Source organism: Streptomyces sp. BK208, assembly GCF_004364245.1.
Classification (GTDB): domain Bacteria; phylum Actinomycetota; class Actinomycetes; order Streptomycetales; family Streptomycetaceae; genus Streptomyces.
In genome coordinates this window covers 429781-451149 of sequence record NZ_SOAV01000002.1, presented here as the reverse complement: position 1 = coordinate 451149, position 21369 = coordinate 429781, and the positions used below count along the sequence as shown (strand labels likewise).

Here is a 21369-nt window from a genome sequence, read left to right as displayed (position 1 = left end):
CGGCAAGATCCAAACGACCCCCTAGCCCGGCGCCGCCGGTTCTCTCCGGAGGGCCCCCGCACGAGTCCCGTGCGGGGGCCCTTCGCCGTCCGTCGGCACGCCCGTCCACCCTTCCGGACCTATTGCTGATAACGTGCACTTGCAAGTGCTGTGCAATAAGGCGGACGGGATCCCGGTTCGTGCCGGCGATCCGTTGCCCGCGCCGTGCGCAGCGGCCCCCGGTCGCCCCGCCTCGTGATCGTCTTCTCACCCTTCACCAGGCGGGCGGAATGAGGAAGGCCCCCGCGAGGACGTGACTCGCGGGGGCTCTTCCGTCTCATCCGTCGGCGCCCTCCGTCTCGCCCGTCGGTCGCCTCCTGGGCAGGGCGGGGCCGTTGCGCTAGCTTCGAACACATGGTTGCCCAGGCCCGGAACTTCACGTCGCGTCGCTATGTCGACCTGCGACGCCAGGGCACTGCCACCTGTCGCCGTCCTCGCGTGAGCTGACGGGGCACCACGACACCGGATGCCCCCGGCCCACGAGTCAACAGAACCGTGAGGCAGGCGGGGTGGGCCCCGCGCGCCTCGACCCGTTCAGACGGCGCAGTGTCGGACCCGTTCCGGAGGAGACCCATCCCCATGCCCCGTACCACGGCAACCCTGACCCCTTCCCCCGTTCCACGCGGCGCCGACCGCGACCGGCGGCGGGCCACCGCCGGCGTCGTCCTGCGCTCCGTGCTGGAGCACGGGCCCGTGGCGCGCAGCACCATCGCCCGGCTGACCGGGCTGTCCCCGGCGTCGGTGACGGACTACTGCGCCCGCTTCACCCGGCTCGGGCTGGTGCGCGAGGCCGAGCCGCCCCGGCCGAAGGGGGTGGGCCGCCCGCACGTGCCCCTGGACCTCGACGACTCGCGGTTCGTGGTCGGCGGGCTGCACGTGGCCGTCCCCTACACCACCGTGGCGCTGCTCGATCTGCGCGGCCGGGTGGTGCGGCAGCGGGAGTTGCGGCACGAGCACACCGATCCCCGGTGGGTGCTGCCCCGCGCGGCGAAGGCGCTGGCCGGGATGCTCGCCGAGCGGCGCGACGCCCGGCCGCTCGGGGTGGGCGTCGCGGCCGGCGGCTGGGTCGACCGGGACTCCGGCGTGGTCGTCGAGCACGGACTGCTGGACTGGCGGGACGTGCCGGTGCGGGAGGTGCTCGAGGCGCACACCGGGCTGCCCGTTCACGTCGACGGTCACGCACGGGCGCTGGTCAACGGGGAGCGGCTGTTCGGGCGGGCGCGGGGCAGCGGGAGCGTGCTGCACCTGTTCGCCGGCAACGTGGTCGACGCGGCCTTCGCCACGCACGACGAGGTGCACCACGGGCCGCGTTCGCAGGCGGGCGCGATCGCCCACCTGCCGGTGCCGGGCGGCAGCGAGCCGTGCGCCTGCGGGCGGACCGGCTGCCTCCAGGCGGAGTTGAGCGAGCGGACCCTGTGCCGCCGGGCCCGCGCGGCCGGGGTCACGGACGGGCACAATCCACGGCACGTGCTCGCCGCCGCGGACGCCGGTGACCCGGTGGCCGCCGCGCTGCTGCTGGAGCGGTCCCGGGCGACCGGGCGGGCGGCGGGGCTGCTGGCGGACGTGCTCAACCCGGAGACGGTGGTGGTCACCGAGATCGGCGCCATGCACCGTACGGACTGCCTGGCCGCGCTGCGGGAGGCGGTCGGCACGGAACGCGCGGCGCACGTCTTCCCGACGAGTTTCCCCGATTCCGTGCTGGCCGTCGCCGGTGGCTCGGTCGTCCTGGACGTGCTGTACCGGGACCCGTTGGGCGCTTCACCTGAGGCTAATTAATTCAGCGCCTCGGAATGTTGACACGGATCACCGTCGACCGGAAGCATTCACCTCATGAGCTGTCGCACCTTCTGTTGCTGACGCCCCGGCGCGCCCGGAGCGCGTATCCCGCTGCGTGAATTCCCCTTTCTCCCGCACTTCCCCGGGCCGGAATTCCGCATGCCCCACTCCACTTCGCCCGTTCCACCCCGTGATGCCTTCCCGGCTGCCCTCGCGCCGTGTTCCGGCGCGTGCCGCCCGTATGAATTCAGGGAGTTCTCCCATGTCCGCACCGCCTGTCACAGGCATTGACCGCCGCTTGTTCCTCACCTCGGTCGTCGGCGCCTCGGCCGCCGTCGCCGGGCTCAGCGGCTGCGCGAACGGCAGTGCAGCCGCCGAGACGAAGGGGGCCGCCACCGCTCCGCTGGCCACCAAGGTGCCCGAGGGCACCAGCCTGAAGATCGCCTCCTATCAGGACACCCAGCAGCTCCAGTTCGAACTGGCCCGGCTGAAGGTTCCCTTCACGGTGTCGGACTGGCTGAACATAGGTGCGGGACCCGATGTCATCAACGCGTTCCGGGCGAAGTCCCTGGACCTCGCCAACAACGCGGGTATTCCGCCGATCCAGGCGTACTACCAGGGTTTCGACGCGAAGATCGTCGCGATCAACGTCACCCGCAGGCCCAACTACCTGTTCGCGACGAAACCCGGCAGCGACATCCGCGGCATCAAGGATTTCGAGGGCAAGAAGCTGGCCTTCTCGCAGGGCCAGGCGCAGGGCGTGGTGCTGCTGCGGGCGCTCAAGGAGGCGGGGCTCGCCTACGACGACGTGGACCTGGTGCCGCTGACCAGCAACCAGTTCCTGACCGCGCTCCAGTCCGGCCAGGTGGACGTCGCCCCGCTCGGCAACAGCCAGGCGCCCGCCTATCTGAAGCAGTACGGCTCCAAGGGCGCGCGCACCATCGCGACCGACGTGGTGGACCTGCTCAGCCTGCTGTGGGCGCCGCAGTCCGTCCTGAACGACCGCGCGAAGGCGGCCGCCGTCGCCGCCTACATCCCGCAGTGGGCCAAGGGCCTGGTGTGGACGTGGGAGCACCCGGACGCATGGAACCGGGAGTTCTACGTCAAGACGCAGAACCTGACCCTCGCGCAGGCCGAGGCCGTCACCGAGCTGGCCAACAAACCGCTGTTCCCGCCGAGCTGGGACGAGGCGATCGCGTGGGAGCAGGAGACGGCCGACCTGCTGGCGGAGGGCGGCTTCGTGAAGAAGTTCGACGTGAAGCAGCTCTTCGACCGTCGCTTCGAGGCCATCGCGGCGCGCGCCGTGACGGCGGAGTACCGGAGGTGAGCGCCGTGACGACCCTGACGGCCGCCCAGAGCGCGGTCACCGTGGAGCAGGACGGCCCCCAGGTGCGCAGGCGCCGGCGGCTGTCCCCGGGGAAGCGGTGGCCGGCCGCCCGGCTCACCGGGCCGCTGCTGGTCGTCGTGCTGTGGACCACCGCGTCCGCCGCCGGCACCCTGGATCCCGGCGCGATACCGGCGCCCTGGACGGTGGCCGAGACCGCCTGGCGGCTGTGGTCGGACGGGACGCTCGCCACCGACGTCGTCACCTCGCTGCGCCGGGCGGCGATCGGGTTCGCCATCGGGCTCGGCGCCGGGGTGGTGCTGGCGCTGGCCTCGGGCCTCAGCCGCGTCGGCGAGGCGCTGATCGACGGAACGGTGCAGCTCAACCGGGCGATACCGACCCTGGGTCTGATCCCGCTGTTCATCCTGTGGCTGGGCATCGGGGAGACCTTCAAGATCGCCATCATCGCGATCGTCGTGTACATCCCGATGTACCTGAACACCCATGCCGCGCTGTCCGGCATCGACAGCCGCTACGTCGAACTGGCCGAGGTGCAGGGGCTGTCCCGGCTGCGGTTCATCCGCCGGGTGGTCGTGCCCGGCTCGCTGCCCGGCTTCTTCGTGGGACTCCGGCTCAGCGTGACCGGCTCCTGGCTGGGTCTGGTGGTGCTGGAGCAGATCAACGCCACCAGCGGTCTCGGCTACATGATGTTCCAGGCCCAGAACTACGGCCAGACGGACGTGATCCTCGTCGGCCTGCTGATCTACGGCGTCTTCGGTCTGGTCTCCGACAGCGTGGTCCGTCTGATCGAGCGGAGGGTGCTGTCGTGGCGACGCACACTGAGCAACTGAGCCGTCCGGCCGTCCGGCTGCACGGACTGACCAGGTCGTTCAAGGGCCGTACGGTGCTCGACGGCATCGATCTGGAACTGCCCGCGGGCCAGTTCACGGCGCTCCTCGGGCACAGCGGCTCCGGCAAGAGCACGCTGCTGCGGGCCGTGGCCGGCCTCGACCACGGTGTCGAGGGCGAGGGACGGCTGTCCGCGCCCGAGCGGGTGTCGGTGGTCTTCCAGGACTCCCGGCTGCTGCCCTGGTCCCGGGTGCTGGACAACGTGCTGCTCGGCACGGAGGGCAAGGAGGCCGCCGAGCGCGGCCGGGCCGCCCTGGCCGAGGTGGGGCTCGCGGGCCGCGAACGCGCCTGGCCCGGCGAGCTGTCCGGCGGTGAGGCGCAGCGGGCGGCGCTGGCCCGGGCCCTGGTACGGGAGCCGCAACTGCTGCTCGCCGACGAGCCGTTCGGCGCGCTGGACGCGCTGACCCGGATCCGGATGCACCACCTGCTGCGGGAGCTGTGGGAGCGCCACCGCCCCACGGTGCTGCTGGTCACCCACGACGTCGACGAGGCGATCGTGCTCGCCGACCGGGTGCTGGTGCTGGACAACGGCCGTATCGGCCTCGACCTGACCATCGACCGACCTCATCCGCGCTCCTACCGGGAGCCGCTGCTGGGCGAGTACCGGGAGCGGCTGCTGGCCGCCCTCGGCGTGACGGAGGACCACTGATGACCCGCCGGCTGCACCTGAACGCGTTCTTGATGAACACCGGCCACCACGAGGCGTCGTGGCGGCTGCCGGAGAGCGACCCGTACGCGCACGTGAGTCTCGCGCACTACGTGAACCTGGCCCGGACCGCCGAGCGGGGCACGTTCGACTCGCTGTTCCTGGCCGACGGCCCGCAGTTGTGGAGCAACCTGGCGCAGCGGCCGGCCGGCGCGCTGGAACCGCTCACCCTGCTCACCGCGCTGGCCACGGCGACCGAGCACATCGGCCTGATCGCGACGGCGTCCACGTCCTACAACTCGCCCTACAACCTGGCCCGCAAGTTCGCCTCGCTGGACATCCTCAGCGGCGGCCGGGCGGGCTGGAACATCGTCACCACGGCGGGGGCCGAGGCGGCCCGCAACTTCGGTCTCGACGCCGAGCCCGCGCACGCCGAACGCTACGCACGCGCCGCCGAGTTCGTGGACGTGGCACTGAAGCTGTGGGACAGCTGGGAGGACGACGCGATCCTCGCCGACAAGGCGGCCGGCGTGTGGGGCGACGACGCCCGCATCCATCCGCCGCGGCACAAGGGGACGTACTTCAGCGTCGAGGGCGCGCTCAACGTGCCCCGCACTCCGCAGGGCTACCCGCTGCTGGTGCAGGCCGGGTCCTCGACGGACGGCAAGGTGTTCGCTGCCCGGTACGCGGAGGCGGTGTTCACCGCGCAGCAGACCATCGAGGACGCGCGCTCCTTCTACGCCGACATCAAGAGCCGCACCCGGCTCGCGGGGCGGGATCCGGAGCACCTCAAGGTACTGCCGGGCATCGTCCCGGTGATCGGGTCCACCGAGGCGGAGGCGCGCGCCGCGGAACAGGTCCTGGAGGACCACATCGTGCACACGCACGGCGTGCGGCGCCTGGAGGACCTGCTGCGGCTGGAGCCCGGCACCCTGGACCTGGACGGGCCGCTGCCGGACGACCTGCCGCCCGAGAGCGCCATCGAGGGCGCCAAGAGCCGCTACACGCTGATCGTGGAGCTGGCCCGGCGCGAGAGCCTGACCGTGCGGCAGCTGATCGGGCGGCTCGGCGGCGGACGCGGCCACCTGACCTTCACCGGGACACCGGAGCAGGTGGCCGACCAGATCGAGACGTGGTTCACGCGGGGTGCGGCCGACGGCTTCAACATCATGCCGCCGGTCCTGCCCTCGGGCCTGGAGACCTTCGTGGACCACGTCGTCCCGATCCTGCGCGAGCGCGGTCTGCTGCGCACCGCGTACGGGCCCCGGCAGACCCTGCGCGAGCGCTACGGCCTGCCCCGGCCCCGCAACCAGTACGTCACCGACGCCCCGGAACCGGACCCGGTCCCGGTCCCCGCCGGGGCGACGGCCGCACTCACCCGTATCTGAGAGAGGAACCGGCATGAGCGATCTGCGGATCACCAGGATCACTTCCCGTATCGGTGCGAAGGTGTCCGGTGTCGACATCTCCCGGCCCCTGGACGAGGCGACCGTCACCGCGCTGGGAGCCGCCCTGGCCGAGCACAAGGCGCTGGTCTTCGACGACGTGGACCTCGACGACGAGGGCCAGCAGGCCTTCGTGCGCGGCTTCGGGGAACTCACCACCGCCCACCCCACCGTGGGCGCGGTCGACGGCGCCCCGAACGTGCTGCCGGTGGACAGCGAGCGGGGCCGTGCCAACCACTGGCACACCGACGTCACGTTCGTCCTCAACCCGCCGCAGGCCACCTCGCTGCGCAGCCTGACGGTCCCGCCGTACGGCGGCGAGACCCTGATCGCGTCCTCGGCGGGCGCCTACCGCGACCTGCCCCAGCCGCTGCGGCTGCTGGCCGACAACCTGTGGGCTGAGCACACCAACGACTACGACTACGCGGTGGCCGACGAGGACATCGACGCGGAGAAGGCCGCGCACCGGTCCCGGTTCACCTCGATCGCGTACCGCACGGCGCACCCCGTGGTGCGCGTCCACCCGCTGACCGGCGAGCGGGGCCTGTTCATCGGCGGGTTCGCGCAGCGGATCGTGGGCCTGTCGGCGGGCGAGTCGCGCAAGCTGCTCGACCTGCTCCAGTCCTACGTCACCCGCCCGGAGAACGTGCTGCGCCACCGCTGGTCGGAGAACCAGCTGGTGCTGTTCGACAACCGCATCACCCAGCACTACGCCGTCGACAACTACGACGACCTGCCGCGCCGGCTGCACCGGGTGACGCTGGCAGGTCCCGTGCCGGTGGGCATCGAGGGCAAGGAGAGCTGGTCGATCGAGGGGGACGCCTCGCACTACACCCCGGTCGCCGCGTAACGGCGGACCCGGCACGTCCCCTGTGCGCGCAGGGGTGGAGCGCCTCCTCACGGGGAAATGACCCCCCGTTCACCCGAGGAGGCGCTCATGGCGTACGTACGGTGTCCGAACTGCGGAGACACGATGCACGAGTTCCGGGAGCTGGAGGGGGACGCGGAGAAGGCGGCGGCGCGGCGGGCGCTCGGCGAGCTGCCGGCGGGGGAGGTCTTCGTCGCCCGGGCCTACCACCGCTGCACGTACAACGGCTGCCGCCGGATCCAGCGCAAGGACCGGTGGTGGGTCGGCGCGACCCTGCCCGAGGAGGACTGACCGCCGGTCCCGGCCGCCCGCGTCCCGGAGAGGGGGCGCCGGCGGCCGGGCGGCCGGGTCAGAGGTTGCTGAAGTCGGGGCCCTTGGTGCGGGTCCGCTTGATCTCGTAGAAGCCCGGCACGGAGGCCACGGCGAGGGTGCCGTCCCAGAGCCTGGCGGCGTCCTCGCCCTTGGGGGCGGGAGTGACGACCGGGCCGAAGAAGGCGAGCTGCTCGCCGTCGGCGCCGGGCACGGCGATGACCGGGGTGCCGACCTCCTGGCCGACCTTGTCGATGCCCTCCTTGTGGGAGGCGCGCAGCTGGGGCTCGTAGGGGGTGCCGTCCCAGTGGTCCATGAGGGACTCGGGCAGGCCGGCGTCCTTCAGGGCGGCGGCGACCGTCTCCCGGCCCGGGCCCTCCTCCTGGTTGTGGATGCGGGTGCCGAGCGCCGTGTAGAGGTCGCCGAGCACGTCGGCGCCGTGCTCCTCCTGCGCGGCGATCACGACGCGCACCGGGCCCCACGCCTTGACCTCGAGCATCTCCCGGTACTCGGCGGGCAGCTCGTCGAGCTTGTCCTCGTTGAGGACGGCGAGGCTCATCACGTGCCAGCGGACCTCGATGTCCCTGACCTTCTCCACCTCCAGGACCCAGCGCGAGGTCATCCAGGCCCAGGGGCACAGCGGGTCGAACCAGAAGTCGACGGGCGTCTTCTCCGACATGTCTCTCCTCGTGAGGCGGCGCGGGCAGGCGTCCTACCGGCCAACCGACGGGTGGGCCCGTCCATTCCCGGCTGCCGCGCGTCAGGGGCGCATGGCAGGATCGGTGCTGTCCGCATGCTGAACACCACGGAACACCAGCCGTCCATCGAACACCATCCGAGGAGTGCCGCCCGTGCCCGGTGAGAATCTGTCCCGCGACGAGGCCCGGGAGCGGGCCGCTCTGCTGTCCGTCGACGGGTACGAGGTGTCCCTCGACGTGCGCTCCGCCACCGGTGACGCACAGGGTGAGGGCCCGCGCACGTTCCGGTCCGTGACCACGATCCGCTTCCGCTGCAACGAGCCGGGCGCGAGCAGCTTCGCCGACCTGATCGCGCCCAGCGTCACCGCCGTCTCCCTGAACGGGCGCGACCTCGACCCGAGCGAGGTCTTCGACGGCTCCCGGATCGCCCTGGAGGACCTGGCCGCCGACAACGAGCTGGTGGTCGACGCCCAGTGCGCGTACTCCCGCACCGGCGAGGGCATGCACCGCTTCGTCGACCCCGAGGACGGCGAGGTGTACCTGTACACCCAGTACGAGCCGGCCGACTCGCGCCGGGTGTTCGCGAACTTCGAGCAGCCCGACCTCAAGGCGCCCTTCCGCTTCGAGGTGCGCGCGCCCGAGGAGTGGACGGTGTGGTCCAACGGCGCGGGCGAACGCGTCGACGGGGTGTGGCGGTTCGCGGAGACGAAGCCGATCTCGACGTACATCACGTGCGTGGTCGCGGGGCCCTACCACTACGTCACGGACTCCTACGAACGCGTGTCCGAGGACGGTACGCGGCTGGAGATCCCGCTCGGTGCCCTGTGCCGCAAGGGTCTCGCCCCGCACTTCGACGCCGACGACGTCTTCCTGATCACCAAGCAGGGCCTGGACTTCTTCCACGACCACTTCGACTTCCCCTACCCCTTCGGGAAGTACGACCAGGCGTTCGTGCCGGAGTACAACCTCGGCGCGATGGAGAACCCGGGGATGGTGACCTTCCGGGAGGAGTACATCTTCCGCGGGAAGGTGACGCGGGCGTCGTACGAGGGCCGGGCCAACACGATCCTGCACGAGATGGCCCACATGTGGTTCGGCGACCTGGTCACCATGGAGTGGTGGGACGACCTGTGGCTGAAGGAGTCCTTCGCCGACTTCATGGGTGCGTTCGCCAACGTGGGCGCGACCCGGTTCAAGGATGCCTGGATCACCTTCGCCAACCGCCGCAAGGCGTGGGCCTACCGCGCCGACCAGCTCCCCTCCACGCACCCGATCACCGCCGACATCCGCGACCTGGAGGACGCCAAGCTCAACTTCGACGGCATCACCTACGCCAAGGGCGCCTCGGCGCTGAAGCAGCTGGTGGCGTACGTCGGGCAGGACGCGTTCCTGGAGGGCGCCCGCCGCTACTTCAAGCGGCACGCGTACGGCAACACCCGGCTCGGTGATCTGCTGTCGGTCCTGGAGGAGACCAGCGGGCGCGACATGGCGGCCTGGTCCCGGTCCTGGCTCCAGACGGCCGGTGTCAACGCGCTGACCCCGCAGGTGCTGCTGGACGGGGCGGGCACGGTCGACGAGCTGGCCGTGGTGCAGGAGGCCGCGGAGTCGCACCCCGAACTGCGCCCGCACCGGGTCGCGGTCGGCCTGTACCGGCGTACGGCCGAGGGCGCCCTGGAGCGGTACGCGCGTGCCGAGGTGGACGTCGAGGGGCCGCGCACGGTGGTGGCGGAGCTGGCCGGCGCCGAGGCGCCGGAGCTGGTCCTGGTCAACGACGACGACCTCACGTACTGCAAGACGCGCTTCGACGACACCTCGCTGGCCACGCTGCGCGAGCACCTGGGCGCGCTGACCGACCCGCTGGCCCGTGCCCTGTGCTGGTCGGCGCTGTGGAACATGACGCGGGACGCGCTGCTGCCGGCGCGGGACTTCGCGGAGCTGGTGCTGCGGTTCGCGGGGCGCGAGTCGGAGATCGGCGTGCTCCAGATGCTGCACGCCTGGACCGGTTCGGCGCTGGTGCACTACGCCGCCCCCGACTGGCGGGAGACGGGCGGCCGGCTGCTCGCCGAGGGTGCGCTGCGCGAGCTGCGGGACGCGGCGCCGGGCAGCGAGCAGCAGCTGGCGTGGGCGCGGTTCTTCGCGTCGGTGGCGTCCGGGGAGGCGGACCTGGCACTGCTGAGGGGGCTGCTGGAGGGCACCGAGAAGATCGACGGGCTGGACGTGGACCAGGAGCTGCGCTGGGTGTTCCTCGCGCCGCTCGCGTCCCACGGTGCCGCCGACGAGGGCGACCTGGCGGCCGAACTGGTCCGCGACGACACGGCCTCCGGCAAGCGGCACCAGGTGCGCTGCCTGGCCTCGCGGCCGTCGGACGTGGTCAAGGCGCAGGCCTGGGCGCAGGTCGTCGAGTCGGACAAGCTGTCCAACGCCCTGGTGGAGGCGACCATCGCGGGCTTCGCGCAGCCCTCGCAGCGGGAGCTGCTCGCGCCGTACACCGAGAAGTACTTCGCGGCGATCGAGCGGCTGTGGGCCGAGCGGTCCATCCAGATCGGGATGGACGTGGTCCGGGGTCTGTTCCCGTCCCTGCGGGACTCCCGGGAGACGCTGGACGCGACCGACGCGTGGCTGTCGGCGCACCGGGACGCGGCCCCGGCGCTGCGCCGGCTGGTGCTGGAGGCGCGGGACGACCTGGCGCGGGCGCTGCGGGCCCAGGCGTGCGACGGCGCGGCGGCCGGCCGCTAGCCCGCTGCCCGGAACCCCCGATCATTGGCCAATGATTGGGCGCTGAGTCATCGTTACACGATGCGTGCACTGTGGCCGTAACCCCTGGTCCGACCCTTTCGGACCAGGGGTTTTCGGCATCCGAACACCCGTCCTTTAGTCCGGGCTTGTCCCGGTTCGGCGATGGACGTGTAACAGCGGTTAAGAGGCGGTCGCGGCACGGGAAATTGCCGGTCATGACGCACAACACCCCGCTCTCCCCCCGCCCCCGCCCGCTGCACCACCTGGCCGAGGGCCGGCGCCCGCTGATGACGGCGGCCCAGCTCCGGGCGCACGGCGTCTCGGCCGCGGAGACCAACGAGCAGTGCCGGCCCGGCGGGCCCTGGCAGCAGCTCCTGCCGAACGTCGTCCTGCTGCACCCGGGCCCGCCGACCAGCGAGGAGCGCCTGCACGCGGTGCTGCTGTACGCGGCGCGGGACCGTGCCTGCGGCACGGCGTCCGGCGCGGGGCCGGGAGCGAGCGTCTCGGTGCCCCTCCAGCCGGGCGGGGGGCACCCGCCCGTGCCCGCCTACGCGGAGGCGATGATCACGGGTCTGGCCGCGCTGACGCTGCACGGCTTCTCCGGCGCTCCCCCGCTGCCGTCCCTGGACCTCATCGACGTCCTGGTGCCGCGGCTGCGCCGGCTGCGCACGACGGGCTGCGCGCGCATCGTCCGCACGGCCGCGCTGCCGACCGCCGTGGAGCTGACCGGAGTCCCGGTGGCCCCGGTGGCGCGGGCCCTGGCGGACGCGGTGGCGGAGTTGACCGATCCGGCGACCGTGCGCCGGCTGCTGACGGAGGCGGTGCGCGGCGGGCACTGCGAGCCGGCCGCGGTGGTACGGGAGCTGAACCGGGCCCGGCTGCTCAGCCGCCCGCACGTGGTGGACGCCGTGGACTCGCTGGTCGCCGAGGGGCGGGCACTGGCCGAGCAGCGCCTGTACCGGATGGTGCGCGAGCACTCCCTGCCGGAGCCGGTCTGGAACGTCGACCTGCGGCTGCCGGGCGGCCCCCACCTGGGCGGGGTGGACGCCTTCTGGCCCGAGCAGGCGGTGGCCCTGGAGCTGGACACCCGGGCGCACCGCACGCAGGAGGACGACGCCGACTGGGCGGAGCACGCCCGCAAGCGCGAGCACCTGGAACGGCTCGGCATCACGGTCGTGCACCTCACCCCGCGCAAGCTGCGCGACTGCCCGGAGCACCAGGCCGTCATCGTCCGGACGGCGCTGATGGCCGCCGGCGACCGGGAACCCGCGGCGTACGTCGTGGTACTGCCCCGGTAGTACCGACGGGGAGGACCGTGCCGGGACCCGGCACGCGAGGGCGGGCACGCCGGTTCGGGTGCCCGCCCTTCCGGGTGGTCCGGTGCGGTCAGTCGCAGGTGAGGGGGCGCGGCGTGGCGGGGGAGGCGGTGAGCCGGGCGCGGGCGGCGGTGATCTCCCGGTCGCCGGTGATCACCGTGTCGGCGGTGGGACGGTCGCGCGGGACGCCGACCAGGACCCGGTCGCCGGGGACGAGCCGGGCGAGGCCGTCGTCCAGGGCGAACGTCGCCGTCGGCCCGGGGCTCCCCTCCGGCCCCGCGCTCGCACCGGGCCCGTACGCCCGGGTCACCCGGAGCGTGATCCGGTGCCGGGCGGCGCCGGGTACCGGCTCGGCGCGGGTCACGGTGCCCTCGGCGACCAGACGGGCGCAGGCGAGGTAGCCGGGGCTGCCGAAGACGCCGGCGTCCTCCCCGCCCGCGGGCGGGCTCTGCGGGCGGGTCACGGCCTTGTCGGCCGCGCTGCCGCCCGCCGTGTCCTGGGCCGTACCGCCCGCGCCCTGCACCACCAGCCAGCCGAGGCCCGCGACGACCACCCCCGCGCAGGCCGCCGCCAGGACGCCCGGGGCGAGGCGGAAGGGGCGGCGGCGCGGTGCCGGAGCCCGGACGGGAGCCGGAGCCCGCTCTTCCGGCACGGCGTCGCCCAGGGCGTCGCCGAGCAGGTGCAGTTGCTCGCGCAGCAGCGCCACGTCGGCCGCCGCCGACCGGTACGCGGCCCGGGCGTCGGCGCCCGCGTCGGGCGGCGGCGGCCCGCCCGTCACGGCCGCCATCAGCGCGTCGTACCCACCGGGGTGCTGTTCGGCGGCCATCTCACACCACCTCGTCCTCGTGCAGGCGGGCGCGCAGGGCCCGTACCGCCGTGTGCAGCCTGCTCTTGACCGTGCCCTCGGGGATGCCCAGCTCCTCGGCGATGCCGCGCACCGGCAGGTCGGCGTAGAAGCGCAGGACGAGGACCTGGCGCTGGGCGTCCGGCAACTCGTCCAGGCCCTGGGCGACGGCGAGGGACAGGACGCTGCTGTCCTCGTCGCCGGGGTGCTCCGTCTGGCGCAGCCCGGCCAGGCGCTCGCCGAGCCGGTCCTGCCGGCGCCTGGCCCGGTGCCAGTCCATGGCCAGGTTCGAGGCGACCACGGCCGCCCACGCGGACACGTCGCGCGGAGCCTCGCGGCCACTGGCCGTCCGCTCCAGCAGCCGCAGGCGGACCTGCTGCACCCCGTCCGGCAGGTCCGCCTGCGGCACCCCGCCCAGCGCGAGCACCGCCCGCACCCGGCGTTCCTGTGCCGCGTCCAGGGGGTCGTCGCGCACGTCGTCCCCCTGGCCGCGGCGGGCCCTTCTGCGCAGCAAAGCCACCCCTCCCCCGGGCACGTTTCCCCTACGACGCGCGAGCGGCCCGAAACGTTCGCCCGGGCGGCCTCCTCTCGGCGCGAGGCGTACGTCACATCGCCGTATGGGGCGGGAAGGGATGGGCAGGGGCGGAACAGCACAGCTTGCGGCGCGCGGGCCGGGCGACGGAATTTCTGCAGCTCAGCCGGGGTTCGTGCGCAAGGACCACACCCACTGTCCGAGCAGCCGCGTTCCGGAGTGCGGGCACACCGCGCAAAGGATTGGACAGGCGGGCCGGACTTCGCCCCATGATGGAAAAGTCTCGGCCGAGCAAAGCGCGCGTGAAGACACGCGCACAGACGGAGAAGGAGTCACCGTGAGGGTCGGAATCGTCGGAGCCACCGGTCAGGTGGGCACGGTCATGCGCAGGATCCTCACGGAGCGGAACTTCCCGGTCACCGAGCTGCGCCTGTTCGCCTCGGCGCGCAGCGCCGGCAAGGAGCTGGACGGCGTGACGGTGGAGGACGCGGCCACCGCCGACTACTCCGGCCTCGACATCGTGCTGTTCTCGGCGGGCGGCGCCACCTCCAAGGCACTGGCCGAAAAGGTCGCCTCGCAGGGCCCCGTCGTGATCGACAACTCCTCCGCCTGGCGCCGTGACCCCGAGGTCCCGCTGGTGGTCTCCGAGGTGAACCCGCACGCGGTCGCCGACCGTCCGAAGGGCATCATCGCCAACCCGAACTGCACCACGATGGCCGCGATGCCGGTGCTGCGCCCGCTGCACGCGGAGGCGGGCCTGGAGGCTCTCGTCGTCGCCACCTACCAGGCGGTGTCGGGCTCCGGCCTGGCCGGCGTGGACGAGCTGTTCGAGCAGGTCCAGAAGGTCGGCGCGGACGCCCCCAAGCTGACCCACGACGGTTCGGCCGTCGAGTTCCCGAAGCCGGAGAAGTACGTGGCGCCGATCGCGTACAACGTGCTGCCGATGGCCGGTTCCCTCGTCGACGACGGTCTGCACGAGACGGACGAGGAGCAGAAGCTCCGCAACGAGTCCCGCAAGATCCTGGAGATCCCGGAGCTGAAGGTGTCCGGCACCTGCGTGCGCGTGCCCGTCTTCAGCGGCCACTCCCTGCAGATCAACGCCCGTTTCGCCCGCCCGATCAGCGTGGCGCGCGCCAAGGAGCTGCTGGCCGGCGCCCCCGGCGTCGCGCTCACGGAGGTCCCGACGCCGCTGGAGGCGGCCGGTCAGGACCCGTCGTACGTGGGCCGCATCCGCCAGGACGAGACCGTGGACAACGGCCTCGCCCTGTTCGTCTCCAACGACAACCTGCGCAAGGGCGCGGCCCTGAACGCGGTGCAGATCGCGGAGCTGGTGGCGGCGGAGCTGACCGCCCCCTAGGACGGCGCGCTTCCTCAGGGCGGTCACCCGGCAGGGGTGGCCGCCCTTCTTCGTGCGCGCCCCCTCGTCGCGGAGGACGACCGTCCGCCCCGGCGGCCGTGCCGGTCGTTCCGGTCGTTCCGGTCGTTCCGGTCGTGTGACGATCGGCCGTCGGCGGGTCGGGGCGGACGGCTGAGGCGGACCGGATCAGTCCCGGCGCACCTCGTAGAGGAAGCAGCCGTACTCGACGGCCCGGACGTGCACGAACGCCACCGCCGGGTCGCCGAGTGCTTCCCGAAGGGCGTACGGGAAGGCGCCGGGGTCCCCGATCAGCCGCCCGCCCAGGATGTGCCCGTCGGCGGAGTAGCGGCGCACGATGCGGTGCGAGCCGGTGAAGGGGAGGCGGTCCGTGTCCGGCCCCGGGCACTCCTCGGCGTGCACGAAGACCGGGCCCTGTTCGTCGTAGGCGCCCGGGTCGGCGCCCGTCCTCGCCGCCCAGCGGCGCAGCGGGGCGTAGGAGACCAGCGTGATCCTCTCGCCGGCCCGGCTGTGGCGCAGGCAGCAGCGCAGGGGCGCGCCGCCCTCGTCGTCGGTCACGGGTGCGGGGGTGCGGCCCGCGTCGTCGGCGAGGCGCAGTTCCCGGAGGGTGGCCGCGGGGATGGGGTGTGCGGTGTAGCCGTTCATGGCCCCAGGCTCGCGCGCGCGGAAGCCGGGCACCGGCGGGAAACGGACATCGCGCCCGGCGCGGATCACGTGGAAGGATGACGCAACCCACACATAACGAGGAGATGACCGCGTGCCTGGCACAAACCTGACTCGCGAAGAGGCGCGGCAGCGGGCGACGCTGCTGACCGTTGACTCGTACGAGATCGATCTCGACCTCACCGGCGCGCAGGAGGGCGGCACCTACCGGTCCGCGACCACGGTGCGCTTCGACGTCGCCGAGGGCGGCGGCGCGTCCTTCATCGACCTGGTGGCGCCGACGGTCCACGAGGTGACGCTGAACGGCGACTCCCTCGATCCCGCCGAGGTCTTCCGGGACTCCCGCATCGCCCTCGCGGAGCTGCTGCCGGGGCGCAACGTCCTGCGGGTGGTCGCCGACTGCGCGTACACCAACACCGGTGAGGGCCTGCACCGGTTCGTCGACCCGGTCGACGACCAGGCCTACCTCTACACCCAGTTCGAGGTGCCGGACGCGCGCCGCGTCTTCGCGAGCTTCGAGCAGCCGGACCTGAAGGCGACGTTCCAGTTCACCGTGCGGGCCCCCGAGGGCTGGACGGTCGTCTCCAACTCGCCGACCCCGGAGCCCCAGGAGAACGTCTGGGTCTTCGAGCCGACCCCGCGCATCTCGTCGTACATCACGGCGCTGATCGTCGGCCCGTACCACTCGGTGCACAGCGTGTACGAGAAGGACGGCCAGTCGGTGCCGCTCGGCATCTACTGCCGTCCCTCGCTGGCCGAGCACCTCGACTCGGACGCGATCTTCGAGGTGACCCGGCAGGGCTTCGACTGGTTCCAGGGGAAGTTCGACTACCCGTACCCCTTCAAGAAGTACGACCAGCTCTTCGTGCCGGAGTTCAACGCGGGCGCGATGGAGAACGCGGGCGCGGTGACCATCCGCGACCAGTACGTGTTCCGCTCCAAGGTGACCGACGCCGCGTACGAGGCGCGGGCGGCGACGATCCTGCACGAGCTGGCGCACATGTGGTTCGGCGACCTGGTCACCATGGAGTGGTGGAACGACCTGTGGCTCAACGAGTCGTTCGCCACCTACGCCGAGGCCGCCTGCCAGGCCGACGCGCCCGGCTCGAAGTGGCCGCACTCGTGGACGACGTTCGCCAACCAGATGAAGACCTGGGCGTACCGGCAGGACCAGCTGCCGTCCACGCACCCGATCATGGCGGACATCAGCGACCTGGACGACGTGCTCGTCAACTTCGACGGCATCACGTACGCCAAGGGCGCCAGCGTGCTCAAGCAGCTCGTCGCCTACGTCGGTGAGGACGCGTTCTTCCGGGGCGTGCAGGCGTACTTCAAGCGCCACGCCTTCGGCAACACCCGGCTGTCCGACCTGCTGGGCGCGCTGGAGGAGACCTCGGGGCGCGACCTGAAGACCTGGTCGAAGGCGTGGCTGGAGACGGCCGGCATCAACGTGCTGCGCCCGGAGATCGAGACGGACGCGAACGGTGTCGTCACGTCCTTCGCGATCCGCCAGGAGGCCCCGGCGCTCCCGGCCGGTGCCAAGGGCGAGCCGACCCTGCGCCCGCACCGGATCGCGATCGGCGCCTACGACCTCGACGGCGACGGCAAGCTGGTGCGCGGGGACCGCGTCGAGCTGGACGTGGACGGCGAGCTGACGGCCGTACCGGCGCTGGTCGGCAAGGCCCGCCCGGCGGTGCTGCTCCTGAACGACGACGACCTGTCGTACGCGAAGGTCCGCCTGGACGAGCAGTCCCTCGCGGTGGTCACCGAGCACCTGGGCGACTTCACCGAGTCGCTGCCGCGCGCCCTGTGCTGGGCGTCGGCGTGGGACATGACCCGCGACGGCGAGCTGGCGACCCGCGACTACCTGTCGCTGGTGCTGTCCGGCGTCGGCAAGGAGTCCGACATCGGTGTCGTGCAGTCGCTGCACCGCCAGGTGAAGCTGGCCATCGACCAGTACGCCGCCCCCACCGCCCGCGAGACGCTGCTCACCCGCTGGACCGAGGCCACGCTGGCCCACCTGCGGGCCGCCGAGGCGGGCAGCGACCACCAGCTCGCGTGGGCGCGGGCGTTCGCGGCGACGGCCAGGACGCCGGAGCAGCTGGACCTGCTCGACGCCCTGCTCGACGGCAGGCAGACGATCGAGGGCCTGGCCGTCGACACCGAGCTGCGCTGGGCGTTCGTGCAGCGTCTCGCGGCCGTGGGCCGGTTCGGCGGTTCGGAGATCGCCGCCGAGTACGAGCGGGACAGGACCGCCGCCGGTGAGCGCCACGCGGCCACCGCGCGGGCCGCCCGCCCGACCGAGGCGGCCAAGGCGGAGGCATGGGAGTCGGTCGTGGAGTCCGACAAGCTGCCCAACGCCGTCCAGGAGGCGGTCATCGCCGGCTTCGTGCAGACCGACCAGCGCGAGCTGCTGGCGGGGTACACGGAGCGGTACTTCGAGGCGCTTGAGGGCGTCTGGGAGTCCCGTTCGCACGAGATGGCCCAGCAGATCGCGGTCGGCCTGTACCCGGCGGTGCAGGTGTCCCAGGAGACCCTGGAGCGCACGGACGCGTGGCTGGCCTCCGCCGGTCCGAACGCGGCCCTGCGCCGGCTGGTCTCGGAGTCCCGCGCGGGCGTGGAGCGCGCCCTGAAGGCCCAGGCGGCCGACGCGGCGGCGGCCGAGTAGGCGGTACGCACACCGAGGGGCGTCCGGCGTCGCGCCGGGCGCCCCTCGCTCGTCCCGGTGCGGCGGGCCGTCGCGCCGGCCCGGGGGGGCCGAGCCCCGTCCGGGCCCGCCGCACGCGCGATCCGCGCCGCCCGGCCGGCCGCTCCCGCAGCAGGGGGGGCGGCCGTCTGCCGAGCGCTACCCGGCGCCCGGCGGGGTCTCGAGCGCTACCCGGCGCCCGGCGGGGTCTGTGGTCCGTCGGAGCGGGGTGCGGCGGATCCGCGCAGCGCGTCCAGCACCCTGGCCACCGCGGTGCCCTCCTCCGCGCCCCTGCGCACGGCCGCCACGACGTGCCGGACGGGGCGGTCGGCGCGCAGTTCGCGCATCACCACCCCGGCCCGGGGCACGGCCGCCATGCGCGGCACCAGGGCGACGCCCATGCCCGCCTCGACCATGGCGAGGATCGCGGGCCAGCCGGCCGCCGCGTGCCCCTGGTGCGGCCGGAACCCGGCGGCCTCGCAGGCTCCGCGGGTGATGTCGGACCAGGGTCCGCTGCCGCCGAAGATCCACGCTTCGGCGGCAAGGTCGGCCAGCCGCAGCGGCTCCGCGCGGGCCAGCGGATGGCCGCAGGGGAGGGCGACGTCCAGCGGGTCGGCGAGCAGCGGGACGCGGGTGAAGCGCGCGTCGACGGCGCTCGGTGCCTGCGCGGCCAGCGACAGCGCGAGGTCGACGTCCCCGGCGGCCAGCAGCTCGTACGCCTCCTGCGCCTCGGCCTCCCGCACCCGCACCGTGATCCCGGGGTGCGTGGCGCGCAGGGCGATGACGGCCGGGACGACGAGGGCGGGCACGGCGGTGGAGAAGGCGCCTACCCTGACCTCGCCCGCCTCGCCCCGCACGTGGGCCGCCAGCTCGGCGTCGGCGCGCTCCAGTTGCTCGAACACCGGCTCCGCGTGCCGCAGCACCAGCCGGGCCGCGTCCGTCAGCCGGACCCGTCTGCCCTGCGCCCGCAGCAGCTCCACGCCGAGCTGTCTGGAGAGGTTGGTCAGCTGCTGGGACACGGCGGACGGCGTCATGTGCAGCGCCTCGGCCGTCGCGGTCACCGTGCCCCTCTCCCGCAGCGTGCGCAGGATCCGCAGCTTGCGGATGTCCCAGTCGGCCATGGCGGCAACCTACCCGCGGGCGCCCGCGCCGAGGACGACGCCCGCGAGGATCAGCGCCATGCAGCCCGCCTGCGTCCAGCCGGTCGGTTCGGCGAGCAGGGCCCAGGACAGGAGGGCGACGCACACCGGCTGGAGGTAGTAGACGACTCCGGCGCGGGACGGGCCGATCAGGGAGATCGCCTTGTTCCAGGCGAAGAAGGCGACGGCGGAGGAGGCGACGCCGACGTACAGCAGCGGCCAGACGGTGCCCGGCGTCGGGTGGAAACCGCCCTGGACGGCGAGGCTGACGCCCTGGGCGGGGAGCAGCAGGACCGTGCCGAACAGGAACGTGGTGAAGAGGAAGCCGGCCCCGTCCAGCCCCTCGGGCCTGCGCCGCAGCAGGGCGCTGTACGACCCGAAGCAGCAGGCGGCGGCGATCATCCACAGGTCACCGGCCGAGAAGTCCGCCCCGTCCCCGCCGACGAGCAGCAGGACGCCCGCGCAGGCGACGACCAGCCCGGCGATCCGGCGGGCGCCGAGCCGGACGCCGCCCGCCCGTTCCCAGAGGGCCATCAGCACCGGTGACGCCGCCATGATCATGCCCATGTTGGCGGCGGGTGTGGTGACGCCGGCCTGGTTGACCAGGGTGTTGTAGACGGTCACGCCGAGCAGGGAGGCGAGGACCACGAAGCCGAGGTGGCGCCGGATCAGCGCGCGCTGCCGCCAGGCCCGCCGGGCCCCGAAGGGGGCGACGACGGCGAGGGCCACCACCCAGCGCCAGAACGCGTGCTGGACGGGCGGCACGCTGTCCCCGAGGGCCCGCGAGGTGACGAAGCTGCCGGACCAGACGAGGGTGGCGAGAACGGCGAGCGCGAGTCCGGCGGCGACGGGCGCCGTGGGCCGCGCGGTGACGGGCGGCACGGTGGCGGGCGCGGTCGACGGCGCGGGAGAGGGCGCGGAGGCTTCGGCGGAGCGGGCGGCGGTGCGTCGGGCGGCGGTGGCCACGAAGGTCCTTTCCTGGTCGGAGGCTCGGCGTGCCTACCGTCGCAGTGCCTGACCCGTCAGGTCCATCGAATCTTTACGACCGTTCTGTGAAGCGGAACTGAAAGGTACGGCCCCACGGCGACCGTCCGCCCGCGCGGCCGGGGCCACCGCGACCACCCGCGTGCGCACCGCCACCTGCCCCGCGAGGGTCGCCCCGAACGCCAGCGCCATCCCCGCCAGCTGCACCGGGCCGAGCGCCTCCCCCAGCACCGCCCAGCCGATCACGGCGGCGGTCAGCGGCGAGAGCGGACCGAGGAAGGTGACCTGGGTGGCGGAGAGCCGGCCGATGCCGCGGAACCAGAGCCAGTACGCCAGTGCCGTGTTGGCCAGCGCCAGGTAGAGGTAGCCGCCGACCGCCGGACCGTCCAGGGCGGGCGGGGCCCCCTCGACGAGGAGGGCGAGCGGAGCGAGGAGCAGGCCGCCCGCGGTCAGCTGCCAGGCGGTGAGGGCGAGCGGGCCGACGCCGTCGGGGCGGCCCCAGCGCTTGGTGAGCACGGTGCCCAGGGACATGGACGCGGTGGCGGCGACGGCCGCGAGCACGCCGATCGCGTCCAGTCCGCCGGCCGCCTCCAGCACCACCAGGCTGACGCCGAACGCGGCGGCGACCCCGGTGAGCACGGACCGGGTGGTGGGCCGCTGCCCGAGCAGCAGGGCCGAGAGGGCGACGACGAGAAGCGGGCCGATCGAGCCGACGACGGCGGCCATCCCGCCGGGCATCCGGTAGGCGGAGAGGAACAGCAACGGGAAGAAGGCGCCGATGTTCAGCGCGCCCAGCACCGCCGCCTTCCCCCACCAGACACCGCGCGGCAGCACCCGGGCGAGGGCGAGCAGCAGCAGTCCGGCGGGCAGGGCACGCATCAGCCCGGTGAACAGGGGCCGGTCGGCCGGCAGGAACTCGGTGGTCACGGCGTAGGTGGTGCCCCAGGAGACGGGGGCGAGGGCGGTGAGCGCGATGACGGTGGGACGGGTGGCGGCCATGGGGCACCCTTCGGGGTCGGGAGAAGCCCAGCAGAAGCTCAGCAATAAGTAGCTTACTGCTAAGCAAGTTTCCGTCAAGCT

The 21369-nt window shown here is 73.1% G+C and carries 18 protein-coding genes; 11 read left to right on the top strand and 7 right to left on the bottom strand.

Annotated elements, in window-relative coordinates:
• Positions 1 to 618: 618 nt before the first annotated feature.
• The 7 genes from EV562_RS06610 (at position 619) to EV562_RS06580 (ending at position 7298) form a co-directional block, all read left to right on the top strand.
• Positions 619 to 1815 (top strand): ROK family protein, encoded by a 1197-nt coding sequence (locus EV562_RS06610; RefSeq protein WP_133885708.1) that lies wholly within the window; start codon positions 619 to 621, stop codon positions 1813 to 1815.
• 262 nt (positions 1816 to 2077) lie between these two features.
• A complete protein-coding gene (locus tag EV562_RS06605) occupies positions 2078 to 3142 on the top strand; it encodes an ABC transporter substrate-binding protein (RefSeq protein ID WP_133885707.1) in 1065 nt (354 codons plus the stop codon).
• 14 nt (positions 3143 to 3156) lie between these two features.
• Complete coding sequence (locus EV562_RS06600; protein WP_243859996.1) at positions 3157 to 3990, top strand: ABC transporter permease; 834 nt, start codon at positions 3157 to 3159, stop codon at positions 3988 to 3990.
• Entirely contained in the window at positions 3966 to 4697 is a 732-nt protein-coding gene (locus tag EV562_RS06595; RefSeq protein WP_133885705.1) for an ABC transporter ATP-binding protein, read from the top strand. The genes EV562_RS06600 and EV562_RS06595 overlap by 25 nt, the downstream gene beginning before the upstream one ends.
• The gene (locus EV562_RS06590; protein WP_208298300.1) at positions 4697 to 6082 is read left to right on the top strand and encodes an LLM class flavin-dependent oxidoreductase; all 1386 of its coding nucleotides are present in this window, start codon (positions 4697 to 4699) and stop codon (positions 6080 to 6082) included. Before EV562_RS06595 ends, EV562_RS06590 begins: the two co-directional genes overlap by 1 nt.
• A 13-nt stretch (positions 6083 to 6095) precedes the next feature.
• The gene (locus tag EV562_RS06585; RefSeq protein ID WP_133885704.1) at positions 6096 to 6989 is read left to right on the top strand and encodes a TauD/TfdA family dioxygenase; all 894 of its coding nucleotides are present in this window, start codon (positions 6096 to 6098) and stop codon (positions 6987 to 6989) included.
• A gap of 87 nt (positions 6990 to 7076) precedes the next feature.
• Positions 7077 to 7298 carry a hypothetical protein gene (locus EV562_RS06580; protein ID WP_133885703.1) on the top strand — a complete coding sequence of 74 codons (222 nt, stop codon included), beginning with the start codon at positions 7077 to 7079 and terminating at the stop codon, positions 7296 to 7298.
• Between the two features lie 58 nt (positions 7299 to 7356).
• On the opposite strand, the gene EV562_RS06575 is transcribed toward EV562_RS06580, so the two are convergent.
• Positions 7357 to 7995, bottom strand: a complete 639-nt coding sequence (locus EV562_RS06575; protein ID WP_133885702.1) for a DsbA family protein — start codon at positions 7993 to 7995, stop codon at positions 7357 to 7359.
• 172 nt (positions 7996 to 8167) lie between these two features.
• Here EV562_RS06575 and pepN (EV562_RS06570) point away from each other — a divergent pair, with 172 nt between their 5' ends.
• Complete coding sequence (gene pepN / locus EV562_RS06570; protein WP_166661621.1) at positions 8168 to 10750, top strand: aminopeptidase N; 2583 nt, start codon at positions 8168 to 8170, stop codon at positions 10748 to 10750.
• Between the two features lie 215 nt (positions 10751 to 10965).
• Positions 10966 to 12048: a hypothetical protein gene (locus EV562_RS06565; RefSeq protein WP_166661620.1), complete on the top strand. Its 1083-nt coding sequence runs from the start codon at positions 10966 to 10968 to the stop codon at positions 12046 to 12048.
• A gap of 88 nt (positions 12049 to 12136) precedes the next feature.
• Here EV562_RS06565 and EV562_RS06560 read toward each other — a convergent pair whose 3' ends face one another.
• Positions 12137 to 12892 (bottom strand): hypothetical protein, encoded by a 756-nt coding sequence (locus EV562_RS06560; RefSeq protein ID WP_133885700.1) that lies wholly within the window; start codon positions 12890 to 12892, stop codon positions 12137 to 12139.
• Position 12893: 1 nt separating this feature from the next.
• Positions 12894 to 13430 (bottom strand): sigma-70 family RNA polymerase sigma factor, encoded by a 537-nt coding sequence (locus tag EV562_RS06555; RefSeq protein ID WP_133885699.1) that lies wholly within the window; start codon positions 13428 to 13430, stop codon positions 12894 to 12896.
• A gap of 349 nt (positions 13431 to 13779) precedes the next feature.
• Between EV562_RS06555 and EV562_RS06550 the strand changes: the two genes are divergently transcribed.
• Complete coding sequence (locus EV562_RS06550) at positions 13780 to 14799, top strand: aspartate-semialdehyde dehydrogenase (RefSeq protein WP_133885698.1); 1020 nt, start codon at positions 13780 to 13782, stop codon at positions 14797 to 14799.
• 186 nt (positions 14800 to 14985) lie between these two features.
• Here the strand turns inward: EV562_RS06550 and EV562_RS06545 are convergent, their stop codons facing one another.
• Positions 14986 to 15462: a DUF1203 domain-containing protein gene (locus EV562_RS06545; protein WP_133885697.1), complete on the bottom strand. Its 477-nt coding sequence runs from the start codon at positions 15460 to 15462 to the stop codon at positions 14986 to 14988.
• 112 nt (positions 15463 to 15574) lie between these two features.
• Here EV562_RS06545 and pepN (EV562_RS06540) point away from each other — a divergent pair, with 112 nt between their 5' ends.
• Positions 15575 to 18148 (top strand): aminopeptidase N, encoded by a 2574-nt coding sequence (gene pepN / locus EV562_RS06540; protein WP_133885696.1) that lies wholly within the window; start codon positions 15575 to 15577, stop codon positions 18146 to 18148.
• 206 nt (positions 18149 to 18354) lie between these two features.
• On the opposite strand, the gene EV562_RS06535 is transcribed toward pepN (EV562_RS06540), so the two are convergent.
• From EV562_RS06535 to EV562_RS06525, 3 genes are read right to left on the bottom strand one after another with little or no spacing between them, the layout of a single operon-like run.
• Positions 18355 to 19287 carry a LysR family transcriptional regulator gene (locus tag EV562_RS06535; protein WP_133885695.1) on the bottom strand — a complete coding sequence of 311 codons (933 nt, stop codon included), beginning with the start codon at positions 19285 to 19287 and terminating at the stop codon, positions 18355 to 18357.
• A 9-nt stretch (positions 19288 to 19296) separates the two neighbouring features.
• The gene (locus EV562_RS06530) at positions 19297 to 20271 is read right to left on the bottom strand and encodes a DMT family transporter (RefSeq protein WP_133885694.1); all 975 of its coding nucleotides are present in this window, start codon (positions 20269 to 20271) and stop codon (positions 19297 to 19299) included.
• Between the two features lie 33 nt (positions 20272 to 20304).
• Complete coding sequence (locus EV562_RS06525) at positions 20305 to 21288, bottom strand: EamA family transporter (RefSeq protein WP_133885693.1); 984 nt, start codon at positions 21286 to 21288, stop codon at positions 20305 to 20307.
• Positions 21289 to 21369 lie beyond the last annotated feature (81 nt).

Bases quoted from the DNA above. Each gene is read 5' to 3' on its own strand.
- EV562_RS06610 (WP_133885708.1), top strand. From the start codon at position 619: ATGCCCCGTACCACGGCAACCCTGACCCCTTCCCCCGTTCCACGCGGC.
- EV562_RS06605 (WP_133885707.1), top strand. From the start codon at position 2,078: ATGTCCGCACCGCCTGTCACAGGCATTGACCGCCGCTTGTTCCTCACC.
- EV562_RS06590 (WP_208298300.1), top strand. From the start codon at position 4,697: ATGACCCGCCGGCTGCACCTGAACGCGTTCTTGATGAACACCGGCCAC.
- EV562_RS06585 (WP_133885704.1), top strand. From the start codon at position 6,096: ATGAGCGATCTGCGGATCACCAGGATCACTTCCCGTATCGGTGCGAAG.
- EV562_RS06580 (WP_133885703.1), top strand. From the start codon at position 7,077: ATGGCGTACGTACGGTGTCCGAACTGCGGAGACACGATGCACGAGTTC.
- EV562_RS06575 (WP_133885702.1), bottom strand. From the start codon at position 7,995: ATGTCGGAGAAGACGCCCGTCGACTTCTGGTTCGACCCGCTGTGCCCC.
- EV562_RS06565 (WP_166661620.1), top strand. From the start codon at position 10,966: ATGACGCACAACACCCCGCTCTCCCCCCGCCCCCGCCCGCTGCACCAC.
- EV562_RS06560 (WP_133885700.1), bottom strand. From the start codon at position 12,892: ATGGCCGCCGAACAGCACCCCGGTGGGTACGACGCGCTGATGGCGGCC.
- EV562_RS06545 (WP_133885697.1), bottom strand. From the start codon at position 15,462: ATGAACGGCTACACCGCACACCCCATCCCCGCGGCCACCCTCCGGGAA.
- EV562_RS06535 (WP_133885695.1), bottom strand. From the start codon at position 19,287: ATGGCCGACTGGGACATCCGCAAGCTGCGGATCCTGCGCACGCTGCGG.
- EV562_RS06525 (WP_133885693.1), bottom strand. From the start codon at position 21,288: ATGGCCGCCACCCGTCCCACCGTCATCGCGCTCACCGCCCTCGCCCCC.